Annotated in this window: 21 protein-coding genes; 15 read left to right on the top strand and 6 right to left on the bottom strand. The window is 41.4% G+C overall.

The genetic code is table 11. The annotated features are described in order from the left end of the window. The first annotated feature begins 89 nt into the window (after positions 1-89). Positions 90-1,097 (top strand): aldo/keto reductase, encoded by a 1,008-nt coding sequence (locus NSTCB13_RS09010; protein WP_448272056.1) that lies wholly within the window; start codon positions 90-92, stop codon positions 1,095-1,097. Between the two features lie 210 nt (positions 1,098-1,307). Here NSTCB13_RS09010 and rsgA read toward each other — a convergent pair whose 3' ends face one another. Beyond that, on the bottom strand, positions 1,308-2,369 hold the full coding sequence (gene rsgA / locus NSTCB13_RS09005) for a ribosome small subunit-dependent GTPase A (RefSeq protein ID WP_448272055.1): 1,062 nt from the start codon (positions 2,367-2,369) through the stop codon (positions 1,308-1,310). Positions 2,370-2,836: 467 nt separating this feature from the next. Here rsgA and NSTCB13_RS09000 point away from each other — a divergent pair, with 467 nt between their 5' ends. Then, positions 2,837-5,218 (top strand): glycoside hydrolase family 31 protein, encoded by a 2,382-nt coding sequence (locus NSTCB13_RS09000; RefSeq protein WP_448272054.1) that lies wholly within the window; start codon positions 2,837-2,839, stop codon positions 5,216-5,218. A 148-nt stretch (positions 5,219-5,366) separates the two neighbouring features. On the opposite strand, the gene NSTCB13_RS08995 is transcribed toward NSTCB13_RS09000, so the two are convergent. Beyond that, on the bottom strand, positions 5,367-5,579 hold the full coding sequence (locus NSTCB13_RS08995) for a hypothetical protein (protein ID WP_448272053.1): 213 nt from the start codon (positions 5,577-5,579) through the stop codon (positions 5,367-5,369). Positions 5,580-5,854: 275 nt separating this feature from the next. Between NSTCB13_RS08995 and NSTCB13_RS08990 the strand changes: the two genes are divergently transcribed. Continuing rightward, positions 5,855-9,436, top strand: coding sequence for a PAS domain S-box protein (locus NSTCB13_RS08990; RefSeq protein WP_448272052.1), 3,582 nt, complete (start codon positions 5,855-5,857; stop codon positions 9,434-9,436). 370 nt (positions 9,437-9,806) lie between these two features. Here NSTCB13_RS08990 and NSTCB13_RS08985 read toward each other — a convergent pair whose 3' ends face one another. Together NSTCB13_RS08985 and holA are read right to left on the bottom strand one after the other, a co-directional pair. Further along, a complete protein-coding gene (locus tag NSTCB13_RS08985) occupies positions 9,807-10,289 on the bottom strand; it encodes a DUF4168 domain-containing protein (RefSeq protein ID WP_445629239.1) in 483 nt (160 codons plus the stop codon). Positions 10,290-10,398: 109 nt separating this feature from the next. Next, entirely contained in the window at positions 10,399-11,388 is a 990-nt protein-coding gene (gene holA / locus NSTCB13_RS08980) for a DNA polymerase III subunit delta (protein ID WP_448269347.1), read from the bottom strand. 223 nt (positions 11,389-11,611) lie between these two features. Here holA and NSTCB13_RS08975 point away from each other — a divergent pair, with 223 nt between their 5' ends. Beyond that, positions 11,612-12,400, top strand: coding sequence for a DUF1868 domain-containing protein (locus NSTCB13_RS08975; protein ID WP_448272051.1), 789 nt, complete (start codon positions 11,612-11,614; stop codon positions 12,398-12,400). A 62-nt stretch (positions 12,401-12,462) separates the two neighbouring features. Here NSTCB13_RS08975 and NSTCB13_RS08970 read toward each other — a convergent pair whose 3' ends face one another. Both NSTCB13_RS08970 and NSTCB13_RS08965 read right to left on the bottom strand, forming a co-directional pair. Then, the gene (locus NSTCB13_RS08970; protein ID WP_448269344.1) at positions 12,463-13,248 is read right to left on the bottom strand and encodes an RDD family protein; all 786 of its coding nucleotides are present in this window, start codon (positions 13,246-13,248) and stop codon (positions 12,463-12,465) included. Positions 13,249-13,293: 45 nt separating this feature from the next. Continuing rightward, on the bottom strand, positions 13,294-14,139 hold the full coding sequence (locus NSTCB13_RS08965) for a hypothetical protein (RefSeq protein ID WP_445629235.1): 846 nt from the start codon (positions 14,137-14,139) through the stop codon (positions 13,294-13,296). Between the two features lie 80 nt (positions 14,140-14,219). Here NSTCB13_RS08965 and NSTCB13_RS08960 point away from each other — a divergent pair, with 80 nt between their 5' ends. The 11 genes from NSTCB13_RS08960 (at position 14,220) to hppD (ending at position 25,773) form a co-directional block, all read left to right on the top strand. After that, entirely contained in the window at positions 14,220-15,194 is a 975-nt protein-coding gene (locus NSTCB13_RS08960; protein ID WP_448269342.1) for a stage II sporulation protein M, read from the top strand. An 82-nt stretch (positions 15,195-15,276) separates the two neighbouring features. After that, on the top strand, positions 15,277-15,846 hold the full coding sequence (locus NSTCB13_RS08955) for a Uma2 family endonuclease (RefSeq protein WP_448269341.1): 570 nt from the start codon (positions 15,277-15,279) through the stop codon (positions 15,844-15,846). Between the two features lie 43 nt (positions 15,847-15,889). Continuing rightward, positions 15,890-16,729: a DUF6745 domain-containing protein gene (locus tag NSTCB13_RS08950; protein ID WP_448269339.1), complete on the top strand. Its 840-nt coding sequence runs from the start codon at positions 15,890-15,892 to the stop codon at positions 16,727-16,729. Between the two features lie 282 nt (positions 16,730-17,011). Further along, positions 17,012-18,055, top strand: a complete 1,044-nt coding sequence (gene pstS, locus NSTCB13_RS08945; protein WP_448272049.1) for a phosphate ABC transporter substrate-binding protein PstS — start codon at positions 17,012-17,014, stop codon at positions 18,053-18,055. A gap of 227 nt (positions 18,056-18,282) precedes the next feature. Further along, entirely contained in the window at positions 18,283-19,260 is a 978-nt protein-coding gene (gene pstC, locus NSTCB13_RS08940; RefSeq protein WP_448272048.1) for a phosphate ABC transporter permease subunit PstC, read from the top strand. Between the two features lie 71 nt (positions 19,261-19,331). Next, positions 19,332-20,213, top strand: coding sequence for a phosphate ABC transporter permease PstA (gene pstA, locus NSTCB13_RS08935; RefSeq protein WP_448272047.1), 882 nt, complete (start codon positions 19,332-19,334; stop codon positions 20,211-20,213). Between the two features lie 171 nt (positions 20,214-20,384). Beyond that, positions 20,385-21,164, top strand: a complete 780-nt coding sequence (pstB, locus tag NSTCB13_RS08930; protein WP_322669961.1) for a phosphate ABC transporter ATP-binding protein PstB — start codon at positions 20,385-20,387, stop codon at positions 21,162-21,164. Positions 21,165-21,581: 417 nt separating this feature from the next. Next, on the top strand, positions 21,582-22,361 hold the full coding sequence (pstB, locus tag NSTCB13_RS08925; RefSeq protein ID WP_445629229.1) for a phosphate ABC transporter ATP-binding protein PstB: 780 nt from the start codon (positions 21,582-21,584) through the stop codon (positions 22,359-22,361). Positions 22,362-22,547: 186 nt separating this feature from the next. Next, positions 22,548-23,825, top strand: a complete 1,278-nt coding sequence (locus NSTCB13_RS08920; protein WP_448272046.1) for an IS1/IS1595 family N-terminal zinc-binding domain-containing protein — start codon at positions 22,548-22,550, stop codon at positions 23,823-23,825. A gap of 81 nt (positions 23,826-23,906) precedes the next feature. Continuing rightward, positions 23,907-24,611, top strand: coding sequence for an SDR family oxidoreductase (locus NSTCB13_RS08915; protein ID WP_448269331.1), 705 nt, complete (start codon positions 23,907-23,909; stop codon positions 24,609-24,611). 106 nt (positions 24,612-24,717) lie between these two features. Then, positions 24,718-25,773, top strand: a complete 1,056-nt coding sequence (hppD, locus tag NSTCB13_RS08910) for a 4-hydroxyphenylpyruvate dioxygenase (protein WP_445629226.1) — start codon at positions 24,718-24,720, stop codon at positions 25,771-25,773. Positions 25,774-25,824: the final 51 nt, after the last annotated feature.

Here is a 25,824-nt window from a genome sequence, read left to right as displayed (position 1 = left end):
AGCCATTAGCGCAAATTTCAGCAGAAGGCGATTGACTCGTGAAGAATATGTTCTTTAATTCCTTTAATTCAAAGACAGGAGTGCAAAAAATGCAAAAGCGCCAACTTGGAAATAGTAATCTGGAAGTCTCGGCGATCGGGCTGGGCTGTATGGGAATGAGTTTTTCTTATGGTCCGCCCAAAGACATACAGGAGATGACCGCCCTTCTGGGGGCTGCCGTCGATCGCGGCATTACATTCTTTGACACCGCCGAAGTCTACGGCCCATTCCTAAACGAAGAACTGGTGGGTGAAGCCCTAGCTCCCTTCCGCGACCAAGTGGTTATCGCCACCAAATTTGGATTTGACATCAGTCCGAATTCCGATCCCCGTGGGATGAAGGGTTCACCCGGACTGAATAGCCGACCGGAGCATATTAAGGAAGTCGTGGAGGGTTCGCTCAAGCGACTCAAGGTGGAAGCAATCGACTTGCTCTATCAGCACCGAGTTGACCCGAACGTGCCGATCGAAGACGTGGCAGGAGCAGTGAAAGAACTGATTCAGGAGGGTAAAGTGAAGCACTTTGGACTCTCGGAAGCTGGAGTGCAAACAATTCGTCGCGCCCACGCCGTTCAGCCCGTCACGGCTCTCCAGAGCGAGTACTCACTGTGGTGGAGAAAGCCTGAAGCGGAAGTGATACCGACCCTGGAAGAACTTGGCATCGGCTTTGTCCCCTACAGCCCTTTGGGCAAGGGCTTTCTCACGGGCAAGATCGACGAAAGCACCACCTTCGACAGTTCCGACTTCCGCAGCACCCTACCTCGCTTCACTAAGGAGGCTCTGAAGGTGAATCAGGCCCTGATCGATCTGCTCGGCAGCATCGCCGAACAAAAGCAAGCGACACCTGCTCAAATTGCGATCGCCTGGCTCCTTGCCCAGAAACCGTGGATTGTTCCGATTCCAGGCACCACAAAGCTGCATCGCTTGGACGAAAACATCGGTGCAGTCTCAGTCGAACTCACACCCGACGATCTGCGTGACATCAATAATGCCGCCTCCAAGATCGAGGTGCAAGGCGCTCGGTATCCCGAAAAGCTGGAGCAAATGACCGGTCGTTAAACTGGCACTAACAACAGATACAGCCCTCGATCTGACTGGTTCCCAGCCTCTAGGCTGGGAACTCATTCTTGGAGGCTCTGCCTCCAGTAGCTTGCCAAGAGGCAGAAGCCCACTTTAAATACATTCCCAGCCTCCAGGCTGGGAACAAGACAGCACAAACTTTTCTTTTGGGCTTTACAAGTGTGCGATTCGATACTGACACCTGTGCAACTAGCGCTTGTGATGATTTCGCATAGATTTATGAATCTTCTTCCATCGTTCTTTCTCAGCTAATTGCGCCCTTTGGTCTTGTTTGCGGTTAAGGTAGTCGAGTTCTTTTTGTAACTTTTGGTAGCTAAGAAACCTAGAATAATCAAGTTCTCCCTCAGCCAAAGCCTGCTGCACAACACAACCCGGTTCGTTATGATGCTGACAATTGCGGAAATGGCATTCTTGCGCCAAAGTTTCGATGTCTGCAAAAGTTTCTTGCAAACCTTCATCACCTGCCCAAATTTGGATTTCCCGCATTCCTGGAGTATCAATAATTAATCCGCCAGTAGAAAGCAAAATCAACTCACGATTAGTTGTTGTGTGTCTACCTCGGTCATCACCTTGCCGTACTGGTTGCACAACTTGGACTGATGCGCCTTGCAGTTGGTTGGTGATGGTGGATTTACCAACACCAGAAGACCCCAACAAAGCAACTGTCTGTCCTGGTTGCAAGTAAGGTTTTAAGGCATCCAATCCTTGATGATTGGTGGCACTTAAAACTGCAATTGGTACACCCAAAGCAACTGCTTCTATTTGGGTTAAATACTCTTCTAGAGAATTGCACAAATCTGCTTTATTTAACACAATTACCGGATTTGCACCACTTTCCCAAGCCAGAATCAGATAACGCTCAACTCTTCTTGGGTTAAAATCGCCATCCAGCCCTGAGACTAAGAAGACTGTATCAATATTTGCTGCAACAATTTGTTCTTCTGTTTTACTACCCACCGTCTTGCGAGAAAATTTGCTTTTCCTGGGTAAAATCTCGTTGATAGTGGCTCGTCCTTCAGATTCTCTGATACTAATCGCAACCCAATCTCCAACGGCGGGAAAATCTTGTGGTTGAGAAGCACGATGCCGCAATTTACCTGAAACTTCTGCTGAAAGTTCCCCTTGCTCGCTATAGAGGGTGTAAGTATTTCTGTATTCAATAGCAACCCTACCAACGCTAAATCCTTGTAAGCGATAGGGTTCAAAGCTGCGAGCAAAAAAGTCACTCCAGCCTAAATAATCCAAATTCATTGATGTTTCCTCGATGTGTGCTACTTGTTTTGCACAAGGTTCCACAGAGGAAGACACTTCTATGCAGGAAAACTCCCCACACCAGAATGTCTGTGAATTCTAGTTTTCATTCCTGTAGAAAAGAGGACTGAACAGAATCTCTGCGCCTTGCGTTCTTTGAGTTGGGATGGTCAAAGTAACCCGGACTGCTAGCAACTGTGTCATAGTTCGTCCTCCTTATGTACTACAGTAAATAATCTACATTATTACATTAGCTTATTCCAGAAAATTCGTTTAAATTATGCAATTTTAACTTTGATATTTATCGCGTCTTGAAAGACCAATGCACAATTTTGGACACTATAAAAACAATTTTGGTAAAAAATATCTGCTCATCTTTCACCAACTTCTAGCGAAAGAAAGAGTTTGAGGGTGAGTATCTCTGTAATCATGAATGCGGACAAGTGTTTACCTGCTAAATAACTGATATGCCGCAATATTTCGGAAAATTACCCACCACAAACCAAGCTTGGACAACTGTTAGCAATGTAAAAGCTGTAACCTGGGAAAATAATATTGTTAATTTTGACTGTGGCGACTCACGCCTGACTATCAGCGTACTTACTCCAAATTTAATCCGCGTGCGTTTCGCACCAAATGGGGAATTTATGCCTCGCCGCTCTTGGGCAGTGACGCCAGATGATGCAGAATGGGCAATAACACCTTTTGCAGTCCGGGAAACCGAAGCAACAATCGAAATTGAAACAGCACAGATTCGTATGTGCGTTCAGCGAGAAAAATGTCGCATCACCTGTTTTGACAAAGCTAATCGTCCCTTCGCCCAAGATGCGGATATGGGGATGGGTTGGCGGATGGGTGCAGTTGCAGGATGGAAGGAAATTGCAGCCGATGAACATTTCTATGGCTTTGGCGAACGTACAGGCTTTCTGGATAAACTCAGCGAAGTGAAAACTAACTGGACAACGGATGCCTTAGATTATGATTCACTCACTGATGAAATGTACCAGGCAATTCCATTTTTTATGGCTTTGCGTCCGCAGGTAAGCTATGGCATCTTTTTCAACACCACTTTTTGGAGTCAGTTCGATATCGGTGCTGAACAACCAGGTATTTGGAAGATGGAAACTCGTGGCGGTGAATTGGATTATTACATTATCTACGGCCCTGAACCAGCCCAAATCCTGGAGACTTACACTCAGCTAACTGGGAGAATGCCATTACCGCCGAAATGGGCGCTAGGTTATCATCAATGCCGTTGGAGTTACGAATCAGAAAACGTTGTGCGAGAACTAGCGCGAGAATTTCGTCAACGCCGCATTCCCTGCGATGTTATTCACTTGGATATTGACTATATGCGGGGCTATCGAGTATTTACTTGGAGTCCTCAACGCTTTGCCAACGCGGCAAAACTGATTAGTGATTTAGCAAAGGATGGTTTCAAAACAGTCACAATCATTGACCCTGGTGTGAAGTATGAACCAGAAGGTAATTATCATGTTTTTGACCAAGGCATAGAAAACGACTATTTTGTGCGTAAAGCTGATGGTACGTTGTTTCACGGCTATGTCTGGCCTGAAAAAGCTGTTTTTCCTGATTTTTTACGTCCTGATGTGAGTAACTGGTGGGCTGATTTACACAAAAGCCTAACTGATATTGGTGTGGCAGGAATTTGGAATGATATGAATGAACCTGCCATAAACGATCGCCCTTTCGGCGATGATGGGGAAAAGATTTGGTTTCCTCTAGATGCGCCGCAGGGGGGAGAAGGGGACAAGGGGACAAGGGGACAAGGGGACAAGGGGGATATCCTTGCATCTTCTTCGACTCATACAGAAGTACATAATTTGTATGGGTTGATGATGGCTAAAGCTTCTTATGAAGGGTTGCAACGGCATCGAGGTTCACAGCGATCTTTTGTGTTAACGCGATCGGGTTATGCTGGTGTGCAACGTTGGTCTTCTGTGTGGATGGGAGATAACCAATCGTTGTGGGAGCATTTAGAAATGTCTCTGCCGATGCTTTGTAATATGGGACTTTCGGGTGTGGGGTTTGTGGGTTGCGATATTGGCGGGTTTGCTGGTAATGCCACTGCTGAATTATTCGCTCGGTGGATGCAGGTAGGAATGCTTTACCCATTGATGCGCGGTCACTCGGCAATGTCTACTGCTCGTCATGAACCTTGGGTATTTGGCGATCGCGTTGAAAATATCTGTCGAGAATACATTAATCTACGTTACCAACTACTTCCCTATATTTACAGTCTTTTCTGGGAAGCGGCAATGACGGGCGCACCGATTTTAAGACCGTTATTGTATCATTTCCCCAACGATCCGAAAACCTATAGCCTCTACGATCAAGTATTGCTAGGTGCATCGCTGATGGCTGCACCAATTTACCGCCCTGGAGTTGAGCATCGAGCTGTCTACTTACCCGCTGGCACTTGGTATGATTGGTGGAGTGGCGATCGCTATGAAGGCCCGATTCACATTCTTGCTCATGCACCATTAGAAACAATGCCACTGTATGTCCGTAGCGGTGCGATCGTCCCTATGCAACCTGTCAGCCAATACGTTGATGAATCGCCACTCGACCAGATTCGGTTACGAGTTTGGCCTGGTAACAACGAATATCAGTTATTTGAAGATGATGGACAAACAAGCAAGTATCAAGATAATAACCACTCAATAACTAACATCCGTGTATTTACCCAAGCAAGCCAAACAGTAGTGGAAATTGCAGCAAGAGTTGGAAAGTGGGCACCTCCAACACGCGAAGCGATCGTAGAGCTTGTTGGTGTTGGAGAGCAACGCTTTCAAGATGACGGTAAGCCACATAGCCTGCAATTCTGAAATACTTGTAAAGGTGGTTTTTGAGCCACCATTATTTCCTACTCTAGCGAAAATATGCATAGAGGTAGATGAAAAATCAGCTAAAGTGTAATCTACAATACAAAGAACCTCAATGATTAGCTCGTGAGAAATACGTAAATTTACCACGCTAGATAGATGCGGTTAGAGAACACTCAATGTTAAATATTAACCGCTTGCGACTGCAAGATAGATTTAAAATTTCTACAAATGCACTTGTGGCAAGAGTCGCAAGTGCGATCGCTGTTTTTGTTGGTAGCTTGGTACTAGTTGGCTGGTGTCTTGGTATTGAAGTTCTAAAGCGCGGCTTCTTTGGTAGTCCTGCCACGATGAAAGTCAACACGGCGCTTTGTTTTGTGTTGTGTGGTGTGTCGCTGTGGCTATTTTTAAAAGAGGAGCAGGTGGTCACTGAGCGTAGCCGAAGTGGGAGCAGGGGGGACTCGGGGCCCCCTCTGGGGATAGGGGGGAGAGGGGAGCAGGTGGTCACTGAGCGTAGCCGAAGTGGGAGCAGGGGGGAAAGAAGAATTCAAAATTACCCGCATAGTTCCACAGCCTTCTTGCCCGTACTTACTCTTCTCATCTCTCAGGGTCTGTGCAATAGCTGTCACCACAATTGCGGTGCTCACCCTCTGTGAATATCTGTTTGGCTGGAATCTGGGCATTGATGAGCTGGTGTTCCGTGATTCGCAAACTAGTATAGCCACATTGCATCCGGGGCGAATGGGGGCGAACACAGGACTGAACTTTATCCTGGTCAGTGTCGCCCTACAGATTCTGATTCATCTAAAAACCCACCGCAGTTATTGGTATGCCCAAATTATTGCTCTGATTGCTACTTTAATTTCCTTTCAGGCGCTGATGGGCTATGCCTACCAAGTGAAAGTTCTTTATGGACTCGCCCCTTATACAACATCAATGGCGTTACACACAGCGGTGTTGTTCCTCTTACTAAGTATGGGTATTCTGTGGGTGCGGGCAGAACATGGCTTAATGAGGGTAGTTACAAGTGATAGTTACGGCGGCTTACTTGCACGTCGTTTACTAGTTGCCGCGATCGCAGTACCTTTTATATTGGGATGGGTAATTGTTGAAGGTCAACGGGCAGGACAATACGATCCAGCATTTGCAGTATCGGTGTTTGCGATCGTTTTGATTGTAATTTTTACTATTTTGATTTGGCAAAGTGCCAGGGTTATTGAACGCCTCAGCAATCAACGCGACCTTGCCCAAGAAGCACTGAGAACCTACGAAGCTAAACTGGGGAGTTTTGTAGATGCTAATGTCATCGGTATTCTGTTTAGCGATGTGTATGGCGGTATCCAGCAGGCAAACGACGAATTCTTGAGGATGATTGGTTACGCGCGCGAGGATTTGTTAACTGGTAAGTTAAGTTGGCGCAATCTCACACCACCAGAGTATTTATATTTAGACGAGCGAGGTATCGCTGAAGCCCAAGGAAACACCAACGCTGCTTGTACGCCCTACGAGAAAGAATTTATTCGCAAGGATGGTAGCCGTATCCCGATTTTAGTTGGTTACGTGCTGCTAGGAAAAAACCGCGAAGAGTCAGTAGCCTTTATCCTTGATTTGAGCGAACGCAAACAAGCAGAAGCAGAACAACAAAAATTAGCATTGCTAGTAGAAAATAGCTCTGACTTTATCGGCATTGCCACCCTTGAGGGTCAATTACTCTACATAAATGATGCAGGTCAAAAGTTGGTAGGGTTTGCCCTTAATGAAGTGAGGCAAAAAGCAGTATTAGATTACTTCATGCCCAAAGACAAAGCCTATTTTCAAGAATATATACTGCCGACTGTACTATCAGAAGGGCGCTGGCAGGGAGAATTCTGCTTTCGGCATCTCCAAACAGGTCAACCGATACCAGTTGATTACAACGTCTTCACTGTTATAGATAACAAAACAGGTCAGCCAATTGCTTTAGCAACTGTGACTCGTGACATCAGCAACCAAAAGCAGACCGAGGAACAAATATTACAGCTAAACAAGAATCTACAGCGCCGCATTACTGAATTACAAACTTTGTTGGAGGTAATTCCTATTGGAATAGGCATTGCCGAAGATCCAAAATGCCAAAATATTAAGGTCAACCCTGCTTTTGCCAAGCAGTTGGGGATATCGTCAAATACAAATGCTTCCCTTACCGCTCCCTTGGATGAAAAACCGACAAGCTTTAAAGTGTACCGCGAGGGAAGGGAACTGTCAACAGAAGAACTCCCAATGCAGTACTCTGCTGCTCATGGTGTCGAAGTTCTGGATTATGAACTTGATGTGGTTCATGAAAATGGCAAAATCGTCAAGCTGTTAGAGTACGTTGCACCCCTGTTTGACGAAGAGGGTAAAACCAGAGGAAGCGTTGGTGCATTTTTAGATATTACGGAGCGCAAACAGGCAGAAGAAGTACTTTTAAATCAGCAAAAATGGCTAGAGGATGTGTTAAATATGATGCCAAGACCGTTGCTGTTTATCGAACCAGGAACGGCGCGGGTAACTTTTGCCAATCGCTCTGCTGACGAATTAGCTGGGGGCGAATTTCCCAAAGGTATACCCGCCGAAGATTATCACAGAGTTTACTACTATACAGATGCCGCTGGCGATCGCATTCCCAATGAACTGATGCCAGGAGTAAGGGTTGCCCGTGGCGAACGCTTGAATGGATTGGAGGTGGACTGGCACACTCCCACTGGTGTGCGCTCTCTACTAGTATTTGCTGATACCTTGCCAGCAATGCACGGTCATCCAGCTACCTGTATCTTGGTGTTCCAAGAAATCAGCAACCTCAAGGATGCACAAAAAGCACTCTCATTAGGTTACAAAAGGTTAAAGCTACTATTTGACACAGCCAACGATTTACTATCGAGTCAGCAACCAGTAGTACTAATCGATACCGTCTACCAAAAACTAAGAGACCAAATTGGTTTAGATGTTTACTTTAACTATTTGGTTGAGGATAACTCTCAGCTAATGCGGCTACAGTCTTACAGTGGCATTTCTCCAGAACTGGCAAACCAAATCGAGTCTTTAGGATTTGGTGAAGCGGTTTGTGGGACTTTCGCTCAAGAGCGTTGTGCAATTGCTCTAGAGAATGTGCAGGAATCAATTGACCCGAAAACAGAATTGATTCGTTCTTTAGGAATTACAGCTTATTATTCATACCCATTAATAGCCCAAGGACGGCTATTGGGTACTCTTTCTTTTGGTAGCCGCACTCGGTTAAGCTTCACCGACAATCAAAAAGGGATGATGCAAGCAGTATGCGACCAAATAGCGATCGCAATGGAACGGGCTAGTTTAATTGCTTCTTTACAACAACAAACTGAGCAGTTACAACAAGCCAACCGGATGAAGGATGAGTTTTTAGGGATATTATCCCACGAATTGCGATCGCCCCTCAATGCCATCCTTGGCTGGGCGCAATTACTGCAACGAAGCAAGCTCAGTGATACCCAAATGGCTAGAGCAACAGAGACAATTGAGCGCAACGCCAAAGCGCAAACCCAGTTAATTGAAGACCTGCTGGATATATCGCGGATGAGTAGAGGCCAGTTACGCCTCAATGTCCGTACTTGTAATTTAGTTCCCATAATTGAGTCGAGCCTAAAGACTGTTAGTTTAGCCGCCCAATCCAAGGAAATCGATTTGAGATTTTCCCTCGTTCCTTCAAAAGAAACGCCAAATTCAGATTGGGAATTAGGAGTTAATCGCGAAAATCTCGAATTTCTAGCAGCACAATCCCAAACTAATCAACATTCAAATAACAGCAAGCCGAGTGAAAATTCTCAATATTTAGTTTCCGGGGATTTCGAGCGCTTGCAACAAATTATCTGGAATCTGCTATCCAATGCCATCAAATTTACACCCGTTGGCGGAAGGGTAGAGTTGCAATTGTCAGTGGTTAGTGGACAAGAGCAACAGACAACGGATAAATATGCCCAAATTCAGGTGATTGATACAGGCATTGGTATCAGTCCTGATTTTCTTCCTTACGTTTTCGATCGCTTTCGTCAAGCTGATAGTTCTAGTACTAGAATCTATGGTGGATTAGGACTAGGATTAGCGATCGTCCGTCATTTAGTAGAATTACATGGCGGTACTGTCCGCGCAGATAGCCCAGGCAAAGAACAAGGAGCGACGTTTACCGTCAAACTACCACTTCTGAAGAATGCCCACCTCGGCTCTTAAGCCATGTTCTGCCCCCACCTCCTGGAGTTTAGTCAGCGACATCAGTATGCCCCACGAGGATGTGAGAACAACAGGGAATTCCAGCCGCAACGTTGACAGATGCCACTACGAAAGATCAATTATTGTAGAGACGGCGATTCATCGCGTCTCTTGCCTTAACCGAACAGTATTAGGACGAACTTAGAAATGGGGCATTGGGGAATATGAATTAAATTCACCCCTATGTCTCCTAGAGAAAGAGGTTCGTTGCCTTATCTATATTTTCATGAATCAAATCGGACTGCGATAATGTCCGAATAATTGAGTCCTGATTTCCATAGTAATTAGCCACTTTTTTACTAAGTGCTTTAATTGAAGTAGCCCCTTCTACTTACCGAGACTCAGCAGGTTGTTGCAGGCGTAATAGGGTATTGTAAACCTGTCTTTTTAAGATAGTATTATTTTGTAGTTCTATAGTAATTTTGTTGAACTGTTCAAATTTTAAACCATTATCTTCGACAATTTTTTGAGCGTGGTTACAGTAGTTGACTGCGATATCTTGAGCCTTCTTTGGAAGACCATTTATGCTATTAGAATCATTGCAAACAATCTGGGGAATTTCTCCATTGCCAATAAGTTTTTTAATTTCTTCAAAAGCATTTTGACGGGCTGGCTCCATTGCTAGCACGGCTTGAGCGTAACTGTCGATTTCAGTATTGTTAACTATTGGTGCTGGAGTTTGAGCGTCAGCTTTAGAACTCAATAAAAAACCGTTAGAAATCAAACTCACAGTCGCGATCGCACCGAAAAATAACGATCGCGAAAGGGTTCGCTTTCGGCTAGTTCGAGAACATGAATCAGAAATTTTCTTCATATAGTGTATGACACGAAACTACATCAGGGATATTATAAGAACTTTGAATTATTTTCAGAGTTGGAAGTTCCAGGAACTGCTCAATACATCAAGCTTTTATATTTGATTGTCAATTTCCTCGGCATACTTGACAAAGTTCGATTACTTTTGTCTGGAGTGTTGACATTTCTGATGCTCCTTGCTTAAGGCTAACCTCTAATTCCAGCAGTAGGGGTAAGCAAGAGATTAACTGTTGCACAGAAAGCAGCTTAATTTCTTGCTGTAAGAAGTAAATTCGTTTGGGATTACCGATGTCAGCGGCAACAGCGATCGCTTGTTGATTCCGTTCCCCACTTTCTATCATAATCTTCACCCACAGCCAGGTGCGAAATTGTCCAATCAGTGTCGCAACTATCCGTAATCCCGGCTCGGAAGCATTGCTCAAATCTGCTAGTGTTGTCAAAGCTTTAGCTGTATCTCCTGTTCTAATTGCTGCTGCTAATTGTAAGCTATTTTGGGTAGTATTTCTTACTAACTTTGTAACAGTATCTGTGTCTAAAGGCTGATTGCTATCTTGGACATATAGCCGTAATTTCTCTAGCTCATTGTAAAGAAGCCGTGTATCATTCCCTACGGCTTCTGCTAACAGATGGGAAGTATTGGCAGTCAGTTTCACCCCTACAGTCTGGGCTGCTTGATTAACAGATTGCACCAGTAATTCTGTTTTCCAAGGTGGGATGAGAGGAAATTCTCGGAATTCGGTAGCAAACTGTTTTAATAATTTCGTGGATTTGAGGCGTTCATCTGGCTTATTGCGGCTGGTGAGCAATAAAAATGAGTTTTCGGGAATGACTCTTAGCGATCGCCCCAATTCTGCCAATACATTCTCTGGACAGTGCTGACACAAAGTAGTGTTTATCAGCCATACCAAACGCCCACCAGCGCCAAAAGTAGGCGTCATCACCTGATTTAACCCCTCGATAGCAGCATCAGCCCGATCTGGGGAGAATGCAGTGTAATTAAAACTTGTCCATTGGGGATCGAGGACGCGATCGCGCAAAAGTGCGATCGCCTTTTCCATCGCAAAATCATCTTCACCCCAGTAAACATAGATTGGCATAGATAAACCTCGTAGTAGATGGGCATTGGGCATTGAGAAGAGACAAGGTAGACAAGGAAGAGGGGGAGAAAAGGGAGAAACTTGTTCAATAATTCACCCTTGTCCCCTTGTCCCCTTGTCCTCCTTGTCCCCCCTCTCAAAAATTAAATACTTTTGAAATCATTCTGTTAATTAAGATAATTTTCCCTAAAATCTATCAAGTGAGAGCGTGAGGCTATGAAGATTGGACGACAACTATCAAACTTACTTAAATCGGTTAGCAAGACTAACGCTGCCAGAAGCCTACAGATCCCAAGCCCAGCATATTCAGGAATCTTCTAAATTTCAGCTAAATTCTGGGTTGAGACAAGCGGCATCCTTTCCTGGCTATACGCTAATTACCCCGCCGGCAGAAGAAGAATCACACAATTCTGCTTTTTATGCCAAATTACAGACTTATCAACAGGAACTTTTGCAGTTGCCTGTAAACCGTAATTTGATTGTACCTGTACCTCCTGCTAGCTTCCATCTGACTTTAGCGGATTTAATTTGGGACAATGCTTACCTTGATGCCTACGAAAAAAATCCTAAATTTGACGAGGAGTTACACTCTTGTTTAGCTGAAATATTTCAAAAATATCAACAATTGATGACAAACAGAAGTCATCCAATTAAATGGCAAATGCTGGGATTAATACTGATGCCAAGAGCTATAGCCATTTGTTTAGTCCCCCAAGATGAACGCTGTTACGAGGAAATTATTCAATTTCGCCGAACAATTTATCAAAATCCCAAGTTAATTGCCTTGGGTATTGAGCAGCATTATCACTTCACAGCCCATGTGACATTAGCCTATTTTGGGGAGGTTCCATCCGATCTAGACCGAATAAACTTCAGCACTATGCTTTCTCAATTGAATGAACAATGGCTGTTGAATTTGCCAGAATTCTCGATCGATCGTGTTGAATTACGAAAGTTTGACAACATGACACGCTATTATCGTGAACCAGACTGGCCAATTTTGGATTTTTAAGTAATTAGTTAGTAGTCAGTAGTTTTCACTCACTGACTACTGACTACTCATTAGTAATTAGCTTAAAATTTAGGTTGTTGATAACCGAGGTAAATTGCTTCTAAAAATACATCAGGCGTAACAGCTTCTGGCAATTTTTCTAAATTAATAATAGCTTTAACTTGCTCGGCTAGCTTTAGAGATAATGAGGTTCTTGCCTTTAACGACATTGCACCGCGTCGCTGTAAATACTCACGAATCACAGCAAAATCATCTGGCATCAATTGCGATAAATCAGCAATTTCGATTAACTGTTCATGAAGTCCTTTTGCCTGTTCCGAAATTGTCAATCTTGCAGATGCAGTTGGTGCTTGGGTTTGAATTACAATTGTGCCAGCAGCCAAATCACCTAAGCGCTTTTCACGGCTACCCAACATAATTAAAAAAGCACCAATAAACAAAGTTTCATCAAAGGGTCGCAGTAAAGCACGTAGCGTTGCTTGTTGTAACCCGATCAATCTACCATCATCTCGAACTACACGAATTTTAGCAAAGCGTTTACCAGGAGTTTCCCCAAACCATAAGGTTTCAAAAAATACAAAATAGCCGATGTAAATTGCAAAGGCGATAATGAAGAAAATTGCTAACAACCAAATATCTAAACTTGTTAAATTTTTAAAATAATATTCAACAAAATTTAACAACTGTGTCGAGAAGACACTCCAAGTAAGGACAAACAGAAGCAAAGTTACACCCAACACTGTATAGTCAATCAGGAGTGCCAAAACTCGATTACCGATTCCCGCTAGAGTGAATTCCAACTCTACACTTTCTGGAGTCTGGAATGTGATGCGATTAAAAAAGCGCATATTTTAACTAATTCAAAATTAATAGAGTTGGATTAAAATGTTGAGTTAACGAAAATCTTGCGAGGGAGGTTCTCGTAATTGCAAACCTAGACCTTCACGCCGACTACGCAAGTCCAAGTATAAAACAGCTTTTAGTGCTTGCCAGAATGGCATGACTAAAACTCCACCGATCAAGCTGCCAATCACAGAAATAATATACACAATCGAGTAAATAGCAGTACCAGGCTCAAGTTTAATTAGGAATAAGCTAGGTATATAGTTTAATACAAACACCAACGGCATTGTAACGATAAAACCAACTAAAACAATGCCTTGAATGCGAAAGACTGAGGCTTTAGTTAGCTCCCAACTTCTGGCAACACTTTCGCCACCATTGATATTTTCCTCAACTGCTAAGGGCACTTCAGCTACTATCCAACGAGAGTAGAACCAGGTTAGTCCTAACAATATAATGCCTGCCGTTACAATTATTACCAATGTGGTTATGACTATAACGCCTGAAGTACCTAATATTCCTCCTAATGCTATTCCGATCAAGCTAGCTACTACACCGCCTACGATCGCTAATCCAATATAAATTATCAGTAAAGATATACCTACTTGGAAAGCAACTCTTAAAAATGACCAAAGACGTGGATTAATATGGCTTCTGGCAGTTTGAACACCTTCAGGCTGGTAAATCAATTCTCCAAAAGCCAAGCGTGAAATTAGTCCAGAGATGGCTGCATATTTTGCCCAACCATACACAGGAACCAGAACCCACAAGTGCGCGATCGCAGCTAGGTTAAGATAAGTCTTCAAATGAGAACGATACAACCGTACCGCAGCACTGACAACGTTACCGATACTCAGTGGTTGTATCTGGCCGGAAGATCCAAAGTTTTCAGACATAATGCTAAATTTCCCTTGAAATTACGGAGATCAATTTGAGGCTATCTTAAGCTAAGTTAAACTCAGTGTTCCCAAAATTCATGAATATTCAACGTTGGATTGCGCGACGAGAACCTAATTGGCAGCGTTTGGATGCTTTATTAAGGCAGATAGAAAAAAAAGGGTTAAAATCCTTACGGGCAGCAGAAATTAGAGAGTTAGCGAGTTTGTATCGTTCCGTAGCAGCAGATTTGGCACGTGCCCGCACTCAGCAAATCGGCAATACCTCGATCCAAAGTTTACAATCTTTAACAACTCGTGCTTACACGCAGATTTACCAAGGTTCGCGGCGGCAGGAATGGCAGGCAATCCTAGAATTTTATCGCTGGGGATTACCATCTGTAGTCCAGAAAACATTTGTATATATTGCTGCGGCAACGATGCTGTTTTTACTAGGCGCACTTGTGGCTTGGTGGTATTCCTGGCAAAACCCCAGCTTTATGCCTTTGATTGTACCTGAAAGTTTGATTACCAAAGTGCGAGATGAGCATAAATTATGGATGGGTTCAATTGTCGGTGTTGAACCTCTGGCATCCAGCGGCATCGCAATCAATAATTTGTCGGTGTCTTTTGGGGCTGTCGCTGGTGGTATGACAGGTGGAGCATACACAGCCTATTTGATGATATTTAATGGTTTATTAATTGGTGCTGTTAGTACTTTAGTCGGTCAAAATAATCTAGCTTATCCTTTTTGGGCCTTTGTATTTCCGCATGGTTCTTTGGAATTACCTGCAATCTTTTTTGCTGGGGGTGCGGGATTTTTATTAGCAAGAGCAATTTTATTTCCTGGTAAATATCGCCGTGGAGATGCACTGAAATTTTATGGATATCAAGCGGTGCAGTTAGTATTTGGGATTGTACCAATGTTGCTTATTGCTGGTGCGATCGAAGGCTTTTTCTCTCCTAATCCTAATGTACCTGATGCAATTAAATATCTGGCAGGAATAGGATTATTTATACTTTTAGTGCTGTATTGTAACCGCAAGCAAACAGAAAATAATTTAGATGGCGGCTGATTGGTAAATTTAAAAAGTATTTTAGAATAAGGTAAATACTAAATATGTAAATAAATCATCATAAATTGTAGTTAGGAGAATCATGGTACAAACATCAAATAAAATATTGACTCTAGAAGAGTTTCTCAAACTACCAGAAACTAAACCGTATTGCGAATACATCGACGGTAAAATCATTCCAAAACCTATGCCTCAAGGAAAACATAGCACTATTCAAGGAGAACTCTGTCCCACAATCAATTCTGTTATCAAAGTCCAAAAAATGGGTTGGGCTTTTCCAGAATTACGTTGCACTTTTGCAGGACGTTCTATAGTTCCCGATGTCGCTGTATTCTCTTGGGCAAGGCTTCCTGTAGACGAAAATGGTGATATTTCCAATACATTTTCCGCAGCACCCGACTGGATAATCGAAATTCTTTCCCCCGAACAAAGCCATACAAAAATTACAAAAAAAATCTTACACGCTCTCAATCACGGGACTCAAATGGGTTGGTTAATTGACCCTGATGAGCGATTCATTGCTGCTTATCCTGCAAGACAACAACCTTTACCTTTTGAGGAAATTGAGTCTGTTTTACCAGTGCCAAAATTTTGTCAGGGGTTACAGTTGACTGTGGGTGAAATTTTTGGGTGGTTAAAGGTGACTGCGTAACAAATATTTTGTTCAAGCAAACCTAATATTCTTGCACTTAAATATGCCAAGACGCACAAATGATATGCCAAAACGCATTATCGCCGAACTATCTGATGAACAAGAAGCAATGCTTCCTATCTATAGAGATAAGTGGCGATCGATACAAATATCAACTGAATCAATAGAGCAAGAAAAAGTCGCAGCAATAATCAAAGCTGCTTATGCGGTGAGTGATTATCCTGAGCCTGAGATATTATTCTATAGCAGTCCTATGACCGCAATTGAAAATATTTTTACTATTGAGAACTTTAAGGCATATCTAGGGCGCGATATCCACATCAAATTCCTTAAAAGAGTAGTAGATCACCTTTTACATGGAATAAGGCAACAACTTGACGAGCATCTCTTTATTAGGTTACGGAATCAAGTCCAACATCCTGAATTTCCGTACTACTCAACTGAGAGTCATCCACTAGTTTCATACTTTCCTTACACAGCAAGATGTCTTGAACATCAACTAATTGCCGATCTCGACAAGCTTGAATTTGAATTTACTGATATTTTGTACTTTACAAACAACCTGACTAGACCAGCAGAATGGGCAATTTGGGGTTGTATGCTAGATTTTTGTATCTCAGTTCTTAATCTTCAACACGATAAGAAAAAATGGAATGTACTTCAAGAATTGATGCAACATTGTGGTTTAATATTCCAATTTGAAAAGGTTTGTATAGTCTGCGATCGCCCTTGCAAGTTGTCTTTTGACAAAGAAAATATGCTTCATGCTGAAGGGGAAGCTGCTCTTCAATTTGCTGACGGCTATAGTGTTTATGCTTGCCACGGAAAACATCCTTCTCAAGAAGAACGATATTATCAGGGGCAAGATCCTGAGTCTGTTTAGATGTGCAATTCCAGGCACTCACCGATAAATACTGAAGTGATAATTTTTAGATTGCAATAATTTACTCAATTTTAATTATTTAAATTAAATTTTAAAATTTTATTAATTTTTCACTAAATAATTTAGTCAAGCAAAATCAACAAGAAAAAAAATTTCAACTTAATATTTAAATATATCTTAATTTCTTGCTTATCAATTGTTAAAGAAGCTTTAACCATACAAAATGTAGCCTGTTTAAGACTGGAATAACACCAAGAAAATATTCCTTTAATCAGAGGTAATATGATTTTTTCGACCGCCATATTGAATCGTGTCGTTGCTACTTCAATGGTGACAACTTCTGTTGCACTTAGTCCATTTTTTGGTGCGATCGCACAAGCTGAAACTCTCAATGGTGCAGGAGCAACTTTCCCGGCTCCGCTTTACGAACGCTATGCTCGTGAAGTGAAGAAGAAATATCCAGACTTGAAAATTAACTACCAAGCAATTGGTAGTGGTGGTGGTATTCGTCAAGTTATCGCTGGAACCGTTGACTTTGGTGGTAGTGATGCTGCAATGAAAGATGATGAAATCGCTAAAGTCAAGAATGGTGCAATCTTAGTACCTACAGCAGGCGGTGCTGTTTCTGTTGTTTACAATCTTCCAGGCGTTAACAATCTCAAATTATCCCGCGCTACACTACCAGCAATTTATTCAGGTCAAATTACCAAATGGAATGACGCGAAAATTAAAGCTGATAATCCAGGCGCTAATCTACCAAATCAAACAATTAAATTTGCTGTTCGTGCCGATGGTAGCGGTACAACTTTCATTTTTACAAATCACTTGAGTGCCATCAGCGGTTATTTTAAAGGCAGAGTTGGAACTAACACTGCTCCAAAATGGAATCTGCCAAATGTCCTCAAAGGCAAAGGGAATCCGGGCGTAGCTGCTATAGTAGCTCGGACTCCTGGTTCTATTGGTTATGTTGAATATAGCTACGCTGTCAAAAACAATCTGAAATCAGCATTGGTACAAAATAAGAACGGAGAATTTGTTGCTCCTTCTTTAGAATCTGCAAATGCAGCTTTATCAACTGTCACTTTCCCAGACAATTACCGCGTTTTTGTAGGAGATCCAGGACAAGGTTATCCCATTGTCGGTCTTACTTGGATGATGGTTTACAAACAGTATGCTAATGCTGCTAAAGCTGATGCAATTAAGAAATGGATTAATTGGGTATTGAAAGACGGTCAACAATATAACGATGACCTTAACTACACCAAAATTCCATCTGATGTAGCAAATCGAGTGCTTCAGACAGTGAATAGCTCTGTCAAGCCTTAATTTGTAATCTTTAGGACTTATTCACAAGAGTTCCGCCCCTTAAAAAAGGAAGGGTGCTTTGAATATAGCAATCCTAAATTAGATTGTGAGAATTTTTGTTATGTTCGTCCTTGGTGATTTGTCCTTTGTAATTACAAATAACAAAGGACAAATGACTAATGACTAATGACAAACTGAGTTAATAACTCGCTCTACCAGTAATAAAAAATCTATTTTATTGATTTGTAATGGCAAATTTATCAGATGATTCAAATCTCAGCGATGAAAATTTCAATCTAACTACTAGCAGCGGTATAAATTTTTGGTTTGACCAAGGTTTTACACGGGTAGTATACTTTTTTGCTGTGATTACCGTTGCAGTACTATTGTTGATGACTTGGGTAATTTTACACGAAGCTCTACCAGCCATTAAGCAGTTTGGAATGGGGTTTTTGTGGGGACAAGATTGGGATACAGGTAATCAGATTTTTGGTGCATTACCCTATATTTATGGAACTTTGGTAAGTAGTGCGATCGCTATTTTATTCGCTGTTCCTGTGGGAATAGCAGTAGCCTTAGTTACAAGTGAAAATTTCTTACCTTCATCGCTGCGAATCACCCTAGCATTTGTTGTTGAATTAATTGCTGCAATTCCCAGTGTAATTATTGGTTTGTGGGCGATTTTTGTCTTTATTCCAGTTCTAGAACCTCTACAAAAGTGGTTAGCCAGTACTTTGAAATGGATACCACTGTTTAATACAGAAGATCCTTCTGGAACTAATATGTTGACTGCTGGAATTATTCTCGCCATCATGATTTTGCCCACAATGGCAGCAATTAGTCGTGATGTCTTAATGGCTATCCCTAAAGAATTACGTTCTGCATCTATGGCTTTAGGTGGCACTCGTTGGGAAACAATTTTTCGAGTTTTGCTACCATCTGGATTTTCTGGAATAGTAAGTGCAGCAATGCTGGCTTTAGGACGGGCTTTGGGTGAAACAATGGCCGTTACTATGGTGATTGGTAACTCTGCTCAAATCAGCGCTTCTTTACTCGATCCAGCTTATACAATTCCCTCTGTATTAGCTAATGAATTTGCTGAAGCTGAACCGGGTTTGCATATAGGTGCTTTAAGCTATTTGGCATTGATTTTATTTGGGTTGACTTTAGCTGTAAATATTGGCGCTGTCATCTTGGTTAAGTGGGTTGGTAGGAAAAACAAATGACACTATCTCATTTTTCAATTCCTACAAATAATTCAGTGTAGCAAGTTGATCGATCAACCTTTGTCAAAATTATGAGTGGTTATATTCAGTCAGAAAAAAATGAATCTTTGGCGGCAGAATTGTGCAGGCCTCTGCCAAGGAAGCGGGTAATATTTACCTATGCAATGAATGCGATCGCCTTTGGTCTTACAGGTCTAGCACTCATTCCTTTATTATCAATTTTGTGGGAAATTTTTATCCGGGGAATATCTGGACTTAAATCAGAAATGTTTGTCAAAGCAGTTATTGATAATGGCTTTGGCAATGCCATCTTGGGAACCATAATCATGGTGATAATTGGTGCTATTTTCAGCATTCCCACAGGGATAATAACAGGAATTTTCTTAGCAGAATTTAATCAAACTAACCCAATTACTAGTATTGTTCGCTTTGTCACCAGCATTCTTACAGGCGTACCTTCAATTGTTGTCGGCGTGTTTGCTTATGGTGTGATAGTTTTGGTAACTAAAGGATTTAGTGCGATCGCAGGTGGTTTTGCTTTAGCCGTGATTATGCTACCTGTAATTATACTGACAACAGAAGAATCCTTAAAACTGATTCCTACATCTCAACGCCTCGCCTCTGCTGCTTTAGGTGGAACTCGCTTCCAAACTACTTTTCGCATTGTTGTAACTACTGCAATCCCCGGAATCATTACAGGCATTTTATTAGCTATAGCTCGTGCGGCTGGTGAAACAGCACCCTTAATTTTTACCGCTTTATTTAGTTTAGATTGGTCAGAAGGATTGTTAAGTCCTACAGCTTCTTTACCAGTATTAATTTTTAATCTTTATAACGACCCCGACCCACAAAAAAGTCAATTGATCTGGACTACTTCTATAGTTCTACTCAGCTTAATTTTATCTGTCAGTATTCTCTCTCGCTTAATTATTAGGCAAAGAAGACTAAAGTAAAATAAATAAGTTTTTGTATTGTTTGGCATCCTGGCAAAGTATGATATTAAAATGACAAACTGGCAGAGTAAAGCCTTGTTTGATATATCTTAATTACGAGTTACGAACTTGTACTGAGCGTAGCCGTTGGCGCAGCCTCTCGTAGAGAAGTATTACGAATTACGAATTAGCATGAGTAACCTAATTCCAGCTATCAAAGTTAAAAACATCAGCTTTTACTACGGGACAACAAAAGCTATTGAAAAGGTGTCAATAGATATTTACCAAAACCAAGTAACCGCAATTATTGGTCCTAGTGGTTGTGGTAAATCTACCTTCATCAAAATTCTTAATCGCATTAGCGAATTAGAAGGGCCTGTAAAAGTTGAAGGAGATGTAGAATTTTTTGGTCAGAATATTTACGATCGTCGTGTCAACATCAATCGATTACGCCGCCAAATTGGTATGGTGTTTCAAAAACCAAATCCTTTTGGGATAAGCATTTACGAAAATGTTGCCTACGGGATGAGAATAGCAGGTAGGCATTCAAAATTAGAATTAGATGAAATTGTCGAATCTGCACTTCACAGCGCAGCGCTTTGGGATGAAGTGAAAGATAAGCTCGATAAATCAGCTTTAGGGCTTTCTGGTGGTCAGCAACAAAGATTATGTATTGCCCGTGCTTTAGCAGTCAAGCCGAAAGTTCTGCTGATGGATGAGCCTTGCTCGGCTCTTGACCCCATCGCCACCATGAAAGTTGAGGAACTACTCCACAGTTTACAGTCTGAATTGACAATTGCGATCGTTACTCATAATATGCAACAAGCCGCTCGCGTTTCTGATTTTACGGCTTTCTTTAGCACCGATGAAAGTCGGATTGGTCAAATGGTTGAATTTGGTGCTACAGAGCAAATCTTTAACAACCCACTAGATCCTCGCACCCGCGACTACATTTCAGGGCGTTTCGGTTAAGGTATGCTTGATTCGTGACTTATTGATTTTTGTCGAGCTATCTTGCACTAGAGAATATTCATAAAGTGTCGTTTAAAAAAGTTACTAATTTATCTTTATAAATAAATTAATTCCTCACTAGCCATGAAAAGTATATGATATTCATATTTTGATTTCTACATAGCTATTTTAAATTGAACCAGACCTAATCCTTTTTCAATAGTTAAGGTATGAAAGGTGGGTATAAAAAGTCTGTAAAAGATAAATTTTGGAGCATTACTTTAATACAAGTATTTTCTAACAGTTGATTTGCTGTATAGCTACTGCATGGCTACGTAATTTCCATGAATGTCTCCTTTTGGGAGTAACATAGTGAAACAGCGGCGCTAATTTGTACTACTTTACCTAGTCAGGTTTTGTTTCACACGTTTTAGGAATATGAGTAAACTAATTCCAGCCATCAGAGTCAAAAACTTCAGCTTCTATTACGACACTCAAAAGATAGTTGAAGGCGTGTCAATGGATATTTACCAAAACCAAGTCACGGCAATTATTGGTTCTAGTGGTTGTGGGAAATCTACTTTTCTTAAATCGTTAAATCGCATGAGTGAATTAGAAGCAGAAGTAAAGGTTGAAGGAAAAGTAGAATTTTTTGGGCAGAGTATTTATGAGCGTCGTGTTAACATCAATCGCTTACGTCGCCAAGTTAGTATGGTTTTTCCCAAACCAAATCTTTTTCCCATGAGCGTTTACGATAATGTTGCTTATGGGGTGAAGTTAGTTGGATGGCATCCGAAAGTAGAATTAGATGGAATTGTTGAATCTGCCATCAAAGCTGCCGAACTTTGGGATGAAGTGAAAAATAAGCTGCACAAATCTGCTTTAGAGCTTTCTGGTGGTCAACAGCAAAGATTATGTATTGCCCGTGCTTTAGCGGTAAAACCTAAAGTTTTGTTGATGGATGAGCCTTGTTCAGGTCTCGATCCTATGGGTAGTATGAAAATCGAGAATTTGATCCATAACTTGCGTTCTGAGTTGACAATTGTGATTGTTACTCACAATATGCAGCAAGTTACTCGCCTATCTGATTTTACGGCTTTCTTTTATAGTAATGACAATCGGATTACTCAAATGGTTGAATTTGGTACTACCAATAAAATCTTTACTAACCCGGTGGATTCTCGTACCCGCGACTATGTTTTCGCTCGCATCGGTTGAAGTGTTTTTTAAATTCTAGCTATTGAGAGGGTTCATACATAGTGCAAGCAAAAATGAGGGGTTAAATTGAATTTCCGCTTGTTTTAAGTTTTTCTGGTGTTAGGCAATGCAATCTCATATTGACAGTATTTTTTTATACTATATATTTAAAGACAAGTATTTGCTCTAGACCACCTAAATCATAAAATGAAATGTCCCCGGTGCGAATCTACTTCATATCGTAAAAATGGTCGTCGGAATGACAAGCAGAATTACCTCTGCAAAAATTGTGGTAAACAATTCCTAGAACCTGCATTCTCTCGTTCCTTAGAAACTGACTTGCTTGCTAACAGCAACGGACATACTAAAGTATATACGGCTGAAACGACGGAACTTTCTTTATTAAAAAACCTGCCCGAAGAAAAAATCACAGAGAAAAGCCTTAGCTCTTTTAGTTTGACATTAGCTGAACAACTGCTGCAAACGATATTATCGCCTGATTGGTTAGAATCTGTTGCTTTCAGCCAATTTATTCAAAAAATTCAACAAATAGCTCAAATAAAACATCAATTAGAAACAGGAATATCACTTCTACTTTTGGATGCAGAGAACTTAAAATTAGATGTTAATTCAGAATTATTTTTAGCTAGTGTCTGCAACTATCCTCTTCAATTTAAAATGGCATTTGCTAACTGGAGAAATCCAAGTATTGGAAAACAAGATATTGAACTATATAACCGTGGCTATCAACTTGTCCATGTGCCAGAAGGTAAGGATAGTGCTGATGCAAAAATGATCGCTTTCGGGGCTTGTATTGTACGCTCTTATCCAACAGTTAAAGAAATATTAGTCTGTTCTAACGATGGAATTTTAATTCACCTTTGCAACGAACTCCAAAACCAAGGATTAATTGTCTATTGGGTACGTAGACAAGGGCAAACTTTATATATAGAAAACCGCAATACTGGCAAAGTAACTCATTATTCTTTAGCAATGGCAACAGAAGTTCCATCTTTGGAAAAAGTGGTTGAGCAAATTCAAGATTTAATTAAAAATGAACAAGAATCAATCAATACTCGATTACACAGTTTAACAACTATTGCAAGTTTATTTCAAGAAAGATCCAATATCAATAATAAATCTAATCATAAGCAACCAGAAATTGAAGAAATTACCCCTATTATTATAGATAATTCATCCGTACAATCTATTCAAGAAAATTCTGCGGAAATTCCTAATGAAAAAACATTAGATAAATTACTCTTAAAAATTATTCAAGATATACAAACAAAGTCTCCCAAAACTAAATTGTCTGTGTCCAAGCTTGGCTCAGAGTTACGTAAAATAACCGGAGAATCTCCTAATGCAATTATTAAAAAATTAAAGTTAGGTTCCAATTTTACCAAGTATTTAGAATCATCTTCCACATTTACATTAAAAATGAATGATAAGGAATATGAAGTAGTGCCGCTACTCTCCGAATAGATACTTTTTGAATGTTTACGCACAACCTGAGCCTGTAATTCTGTATTATGTAAAAACATGTAAATAAATGTAAATAATACAATGCAGGATAAAGTTGTTGTTATTGTCGGTGCTACTGGTGGTATTGGTTCAGCTTTAACACAAAAACTTGCGCCTACCGGAGTCCGGTTGGTACTGGCTGCCAGAGATGCGGTACGTTTAACCACACTGGCTGCTGATTTACCAGGACAAGTTTTAACTATTCCCACCGATATTACTGACCCCCAACAGGTAGATACTTTGATAGAAAAGACCATCGCTGAGTTTGGTCAAATTGATATTTTAGTGAATGCAGCTGGTGCTGGTATACTCAAGCCCTACAACAGCCTGGAACCCGCTGATTTAGACAAGATGTTAGATGTCAACTTAAAAGGTAGCTTTTACACCACTCAGGCGGCTGCTGAAGAGATGCAAAAGCGCAAGTCTGGTCACATCTGTAATGTAGTAGGAATTCTGGGTAAGCATTCGATGGGGATGGCAGCGGCTTATTCGGCTTCTAAGTTTGGTGTTGTCGGTTTTAGCAAGTGCATAGCAGAGGAACTCAAGCGTTTTGGTGTCAAGTTCACGTTATTCTACTTTGGTGGGGTAGATTCTCCTTTTTGGGATAATGTCAACCTAAAAGTAGACCGAAAAAAAATGCTTAGTCCTGAAACTGCTGCCAATGCGATTTTCTTTGCCCTTTCTGCCGAACCGCAAGCTGTGCCAATGGAAATTAACATTCAACCTGATAGTCATTTGTTCTTTTAGAGTGGGAGTACGCTTACATAATTCTTGCTTAGGAAAGACGTGAAAATCTAGCAGAAAAGGCAAAATTTACAGATATATAAACTGTTATGCTGGATTTTCAATATCTATGAAAATTGATCGCGTTCATTTCTATGTAGAAGACGCCAAAATGTGGCGGGATTGGTTTGTACGCCATCTTGGTTTTCAAGCAGTAACCGATCGCATCAGTTCATTTCACACTTGTACACAAGTGGTGAAAAGTGGTGATGTCTGCTTTTTTCTATCTTCACCCCTGTTGCCTACAAGTCCAGTAGCTGAATTTCTGCGTCAATATCCACCTGGTGTGGCAGATGTCGCTTTTGCTGTCGAAGATGTTGAAGGCGCGATCGCCCTAGCTCAAAAACACGGTGCGACAATCCTACAACCCATTCAGGAACGCCAGATAGGTACGGCATCCCTCAAGTGTGGCAAAATTGCCGCCTGGGGTGGACTGACTCATACATTGATAGAAAGGTCATCGGTTTTTGAGAAAGGACAAATGACTAATGACAACACTTTTACCGCCATAGATCACATAGTGTTAAACGTGGCAGTTGGTGAATTGGATCGTGCTGTGGCTTGGTACGAAAAAATTCTAGATTTTCAACCCCAGCAGGCATTTAAAATTAAAACCAATCGCTCTGCTTTACACAGCCAGGTGATGGTTTCGCGCAACGGTAGCGTCCAATTGCCAATTAATGAGCCAGCTACCAGCAATTCTCAAATTCAGGAATTTCTAGATGTCAATCGGGGGCCAGGAATTCAACATATTGCCTTGCGGACGACTAATCTTGTGAGTGCGATCGCTAAATTTCGTGCCAGTGGTTTATCTTTACTCTCGGTTCCCCAAACTTATTACTCGCAGCTAAAACAGCGACCAGGAATCACGCTATCACCTCTAGAACTAGAAGCGATCGCCCAACAAGAAATTCTAGTAGACTGGCAAGAATATACTCCTTTAGAGGGAGGAAATACCGCGCCTTTATTACTACAAATTTTTACCCAGCCAATATTTGAACAGCCGACATTTTTCTTTGAGTTTATTGAACGTCGTTACCAAGCTCAAGGTTTTGGCGAAGGTAACTTTCGCGCCTTATTTGAAGCCATTGAAAGCGAACAAATCAAACGCGGTACGCTGCAATGAGGTCATTGTTGATACTTTCTTAAAAAAGTTTACAAAAAAACCTTTAGCTAG

Source organism: Nostoc sp. DSM 114160 (assembly GCF_053470305.1).
The sequence above is the reverse complement of the archived record's forward strand: the minus strand, read 5'-3'. Positions and strand labels throughout refer to the sequence as shown.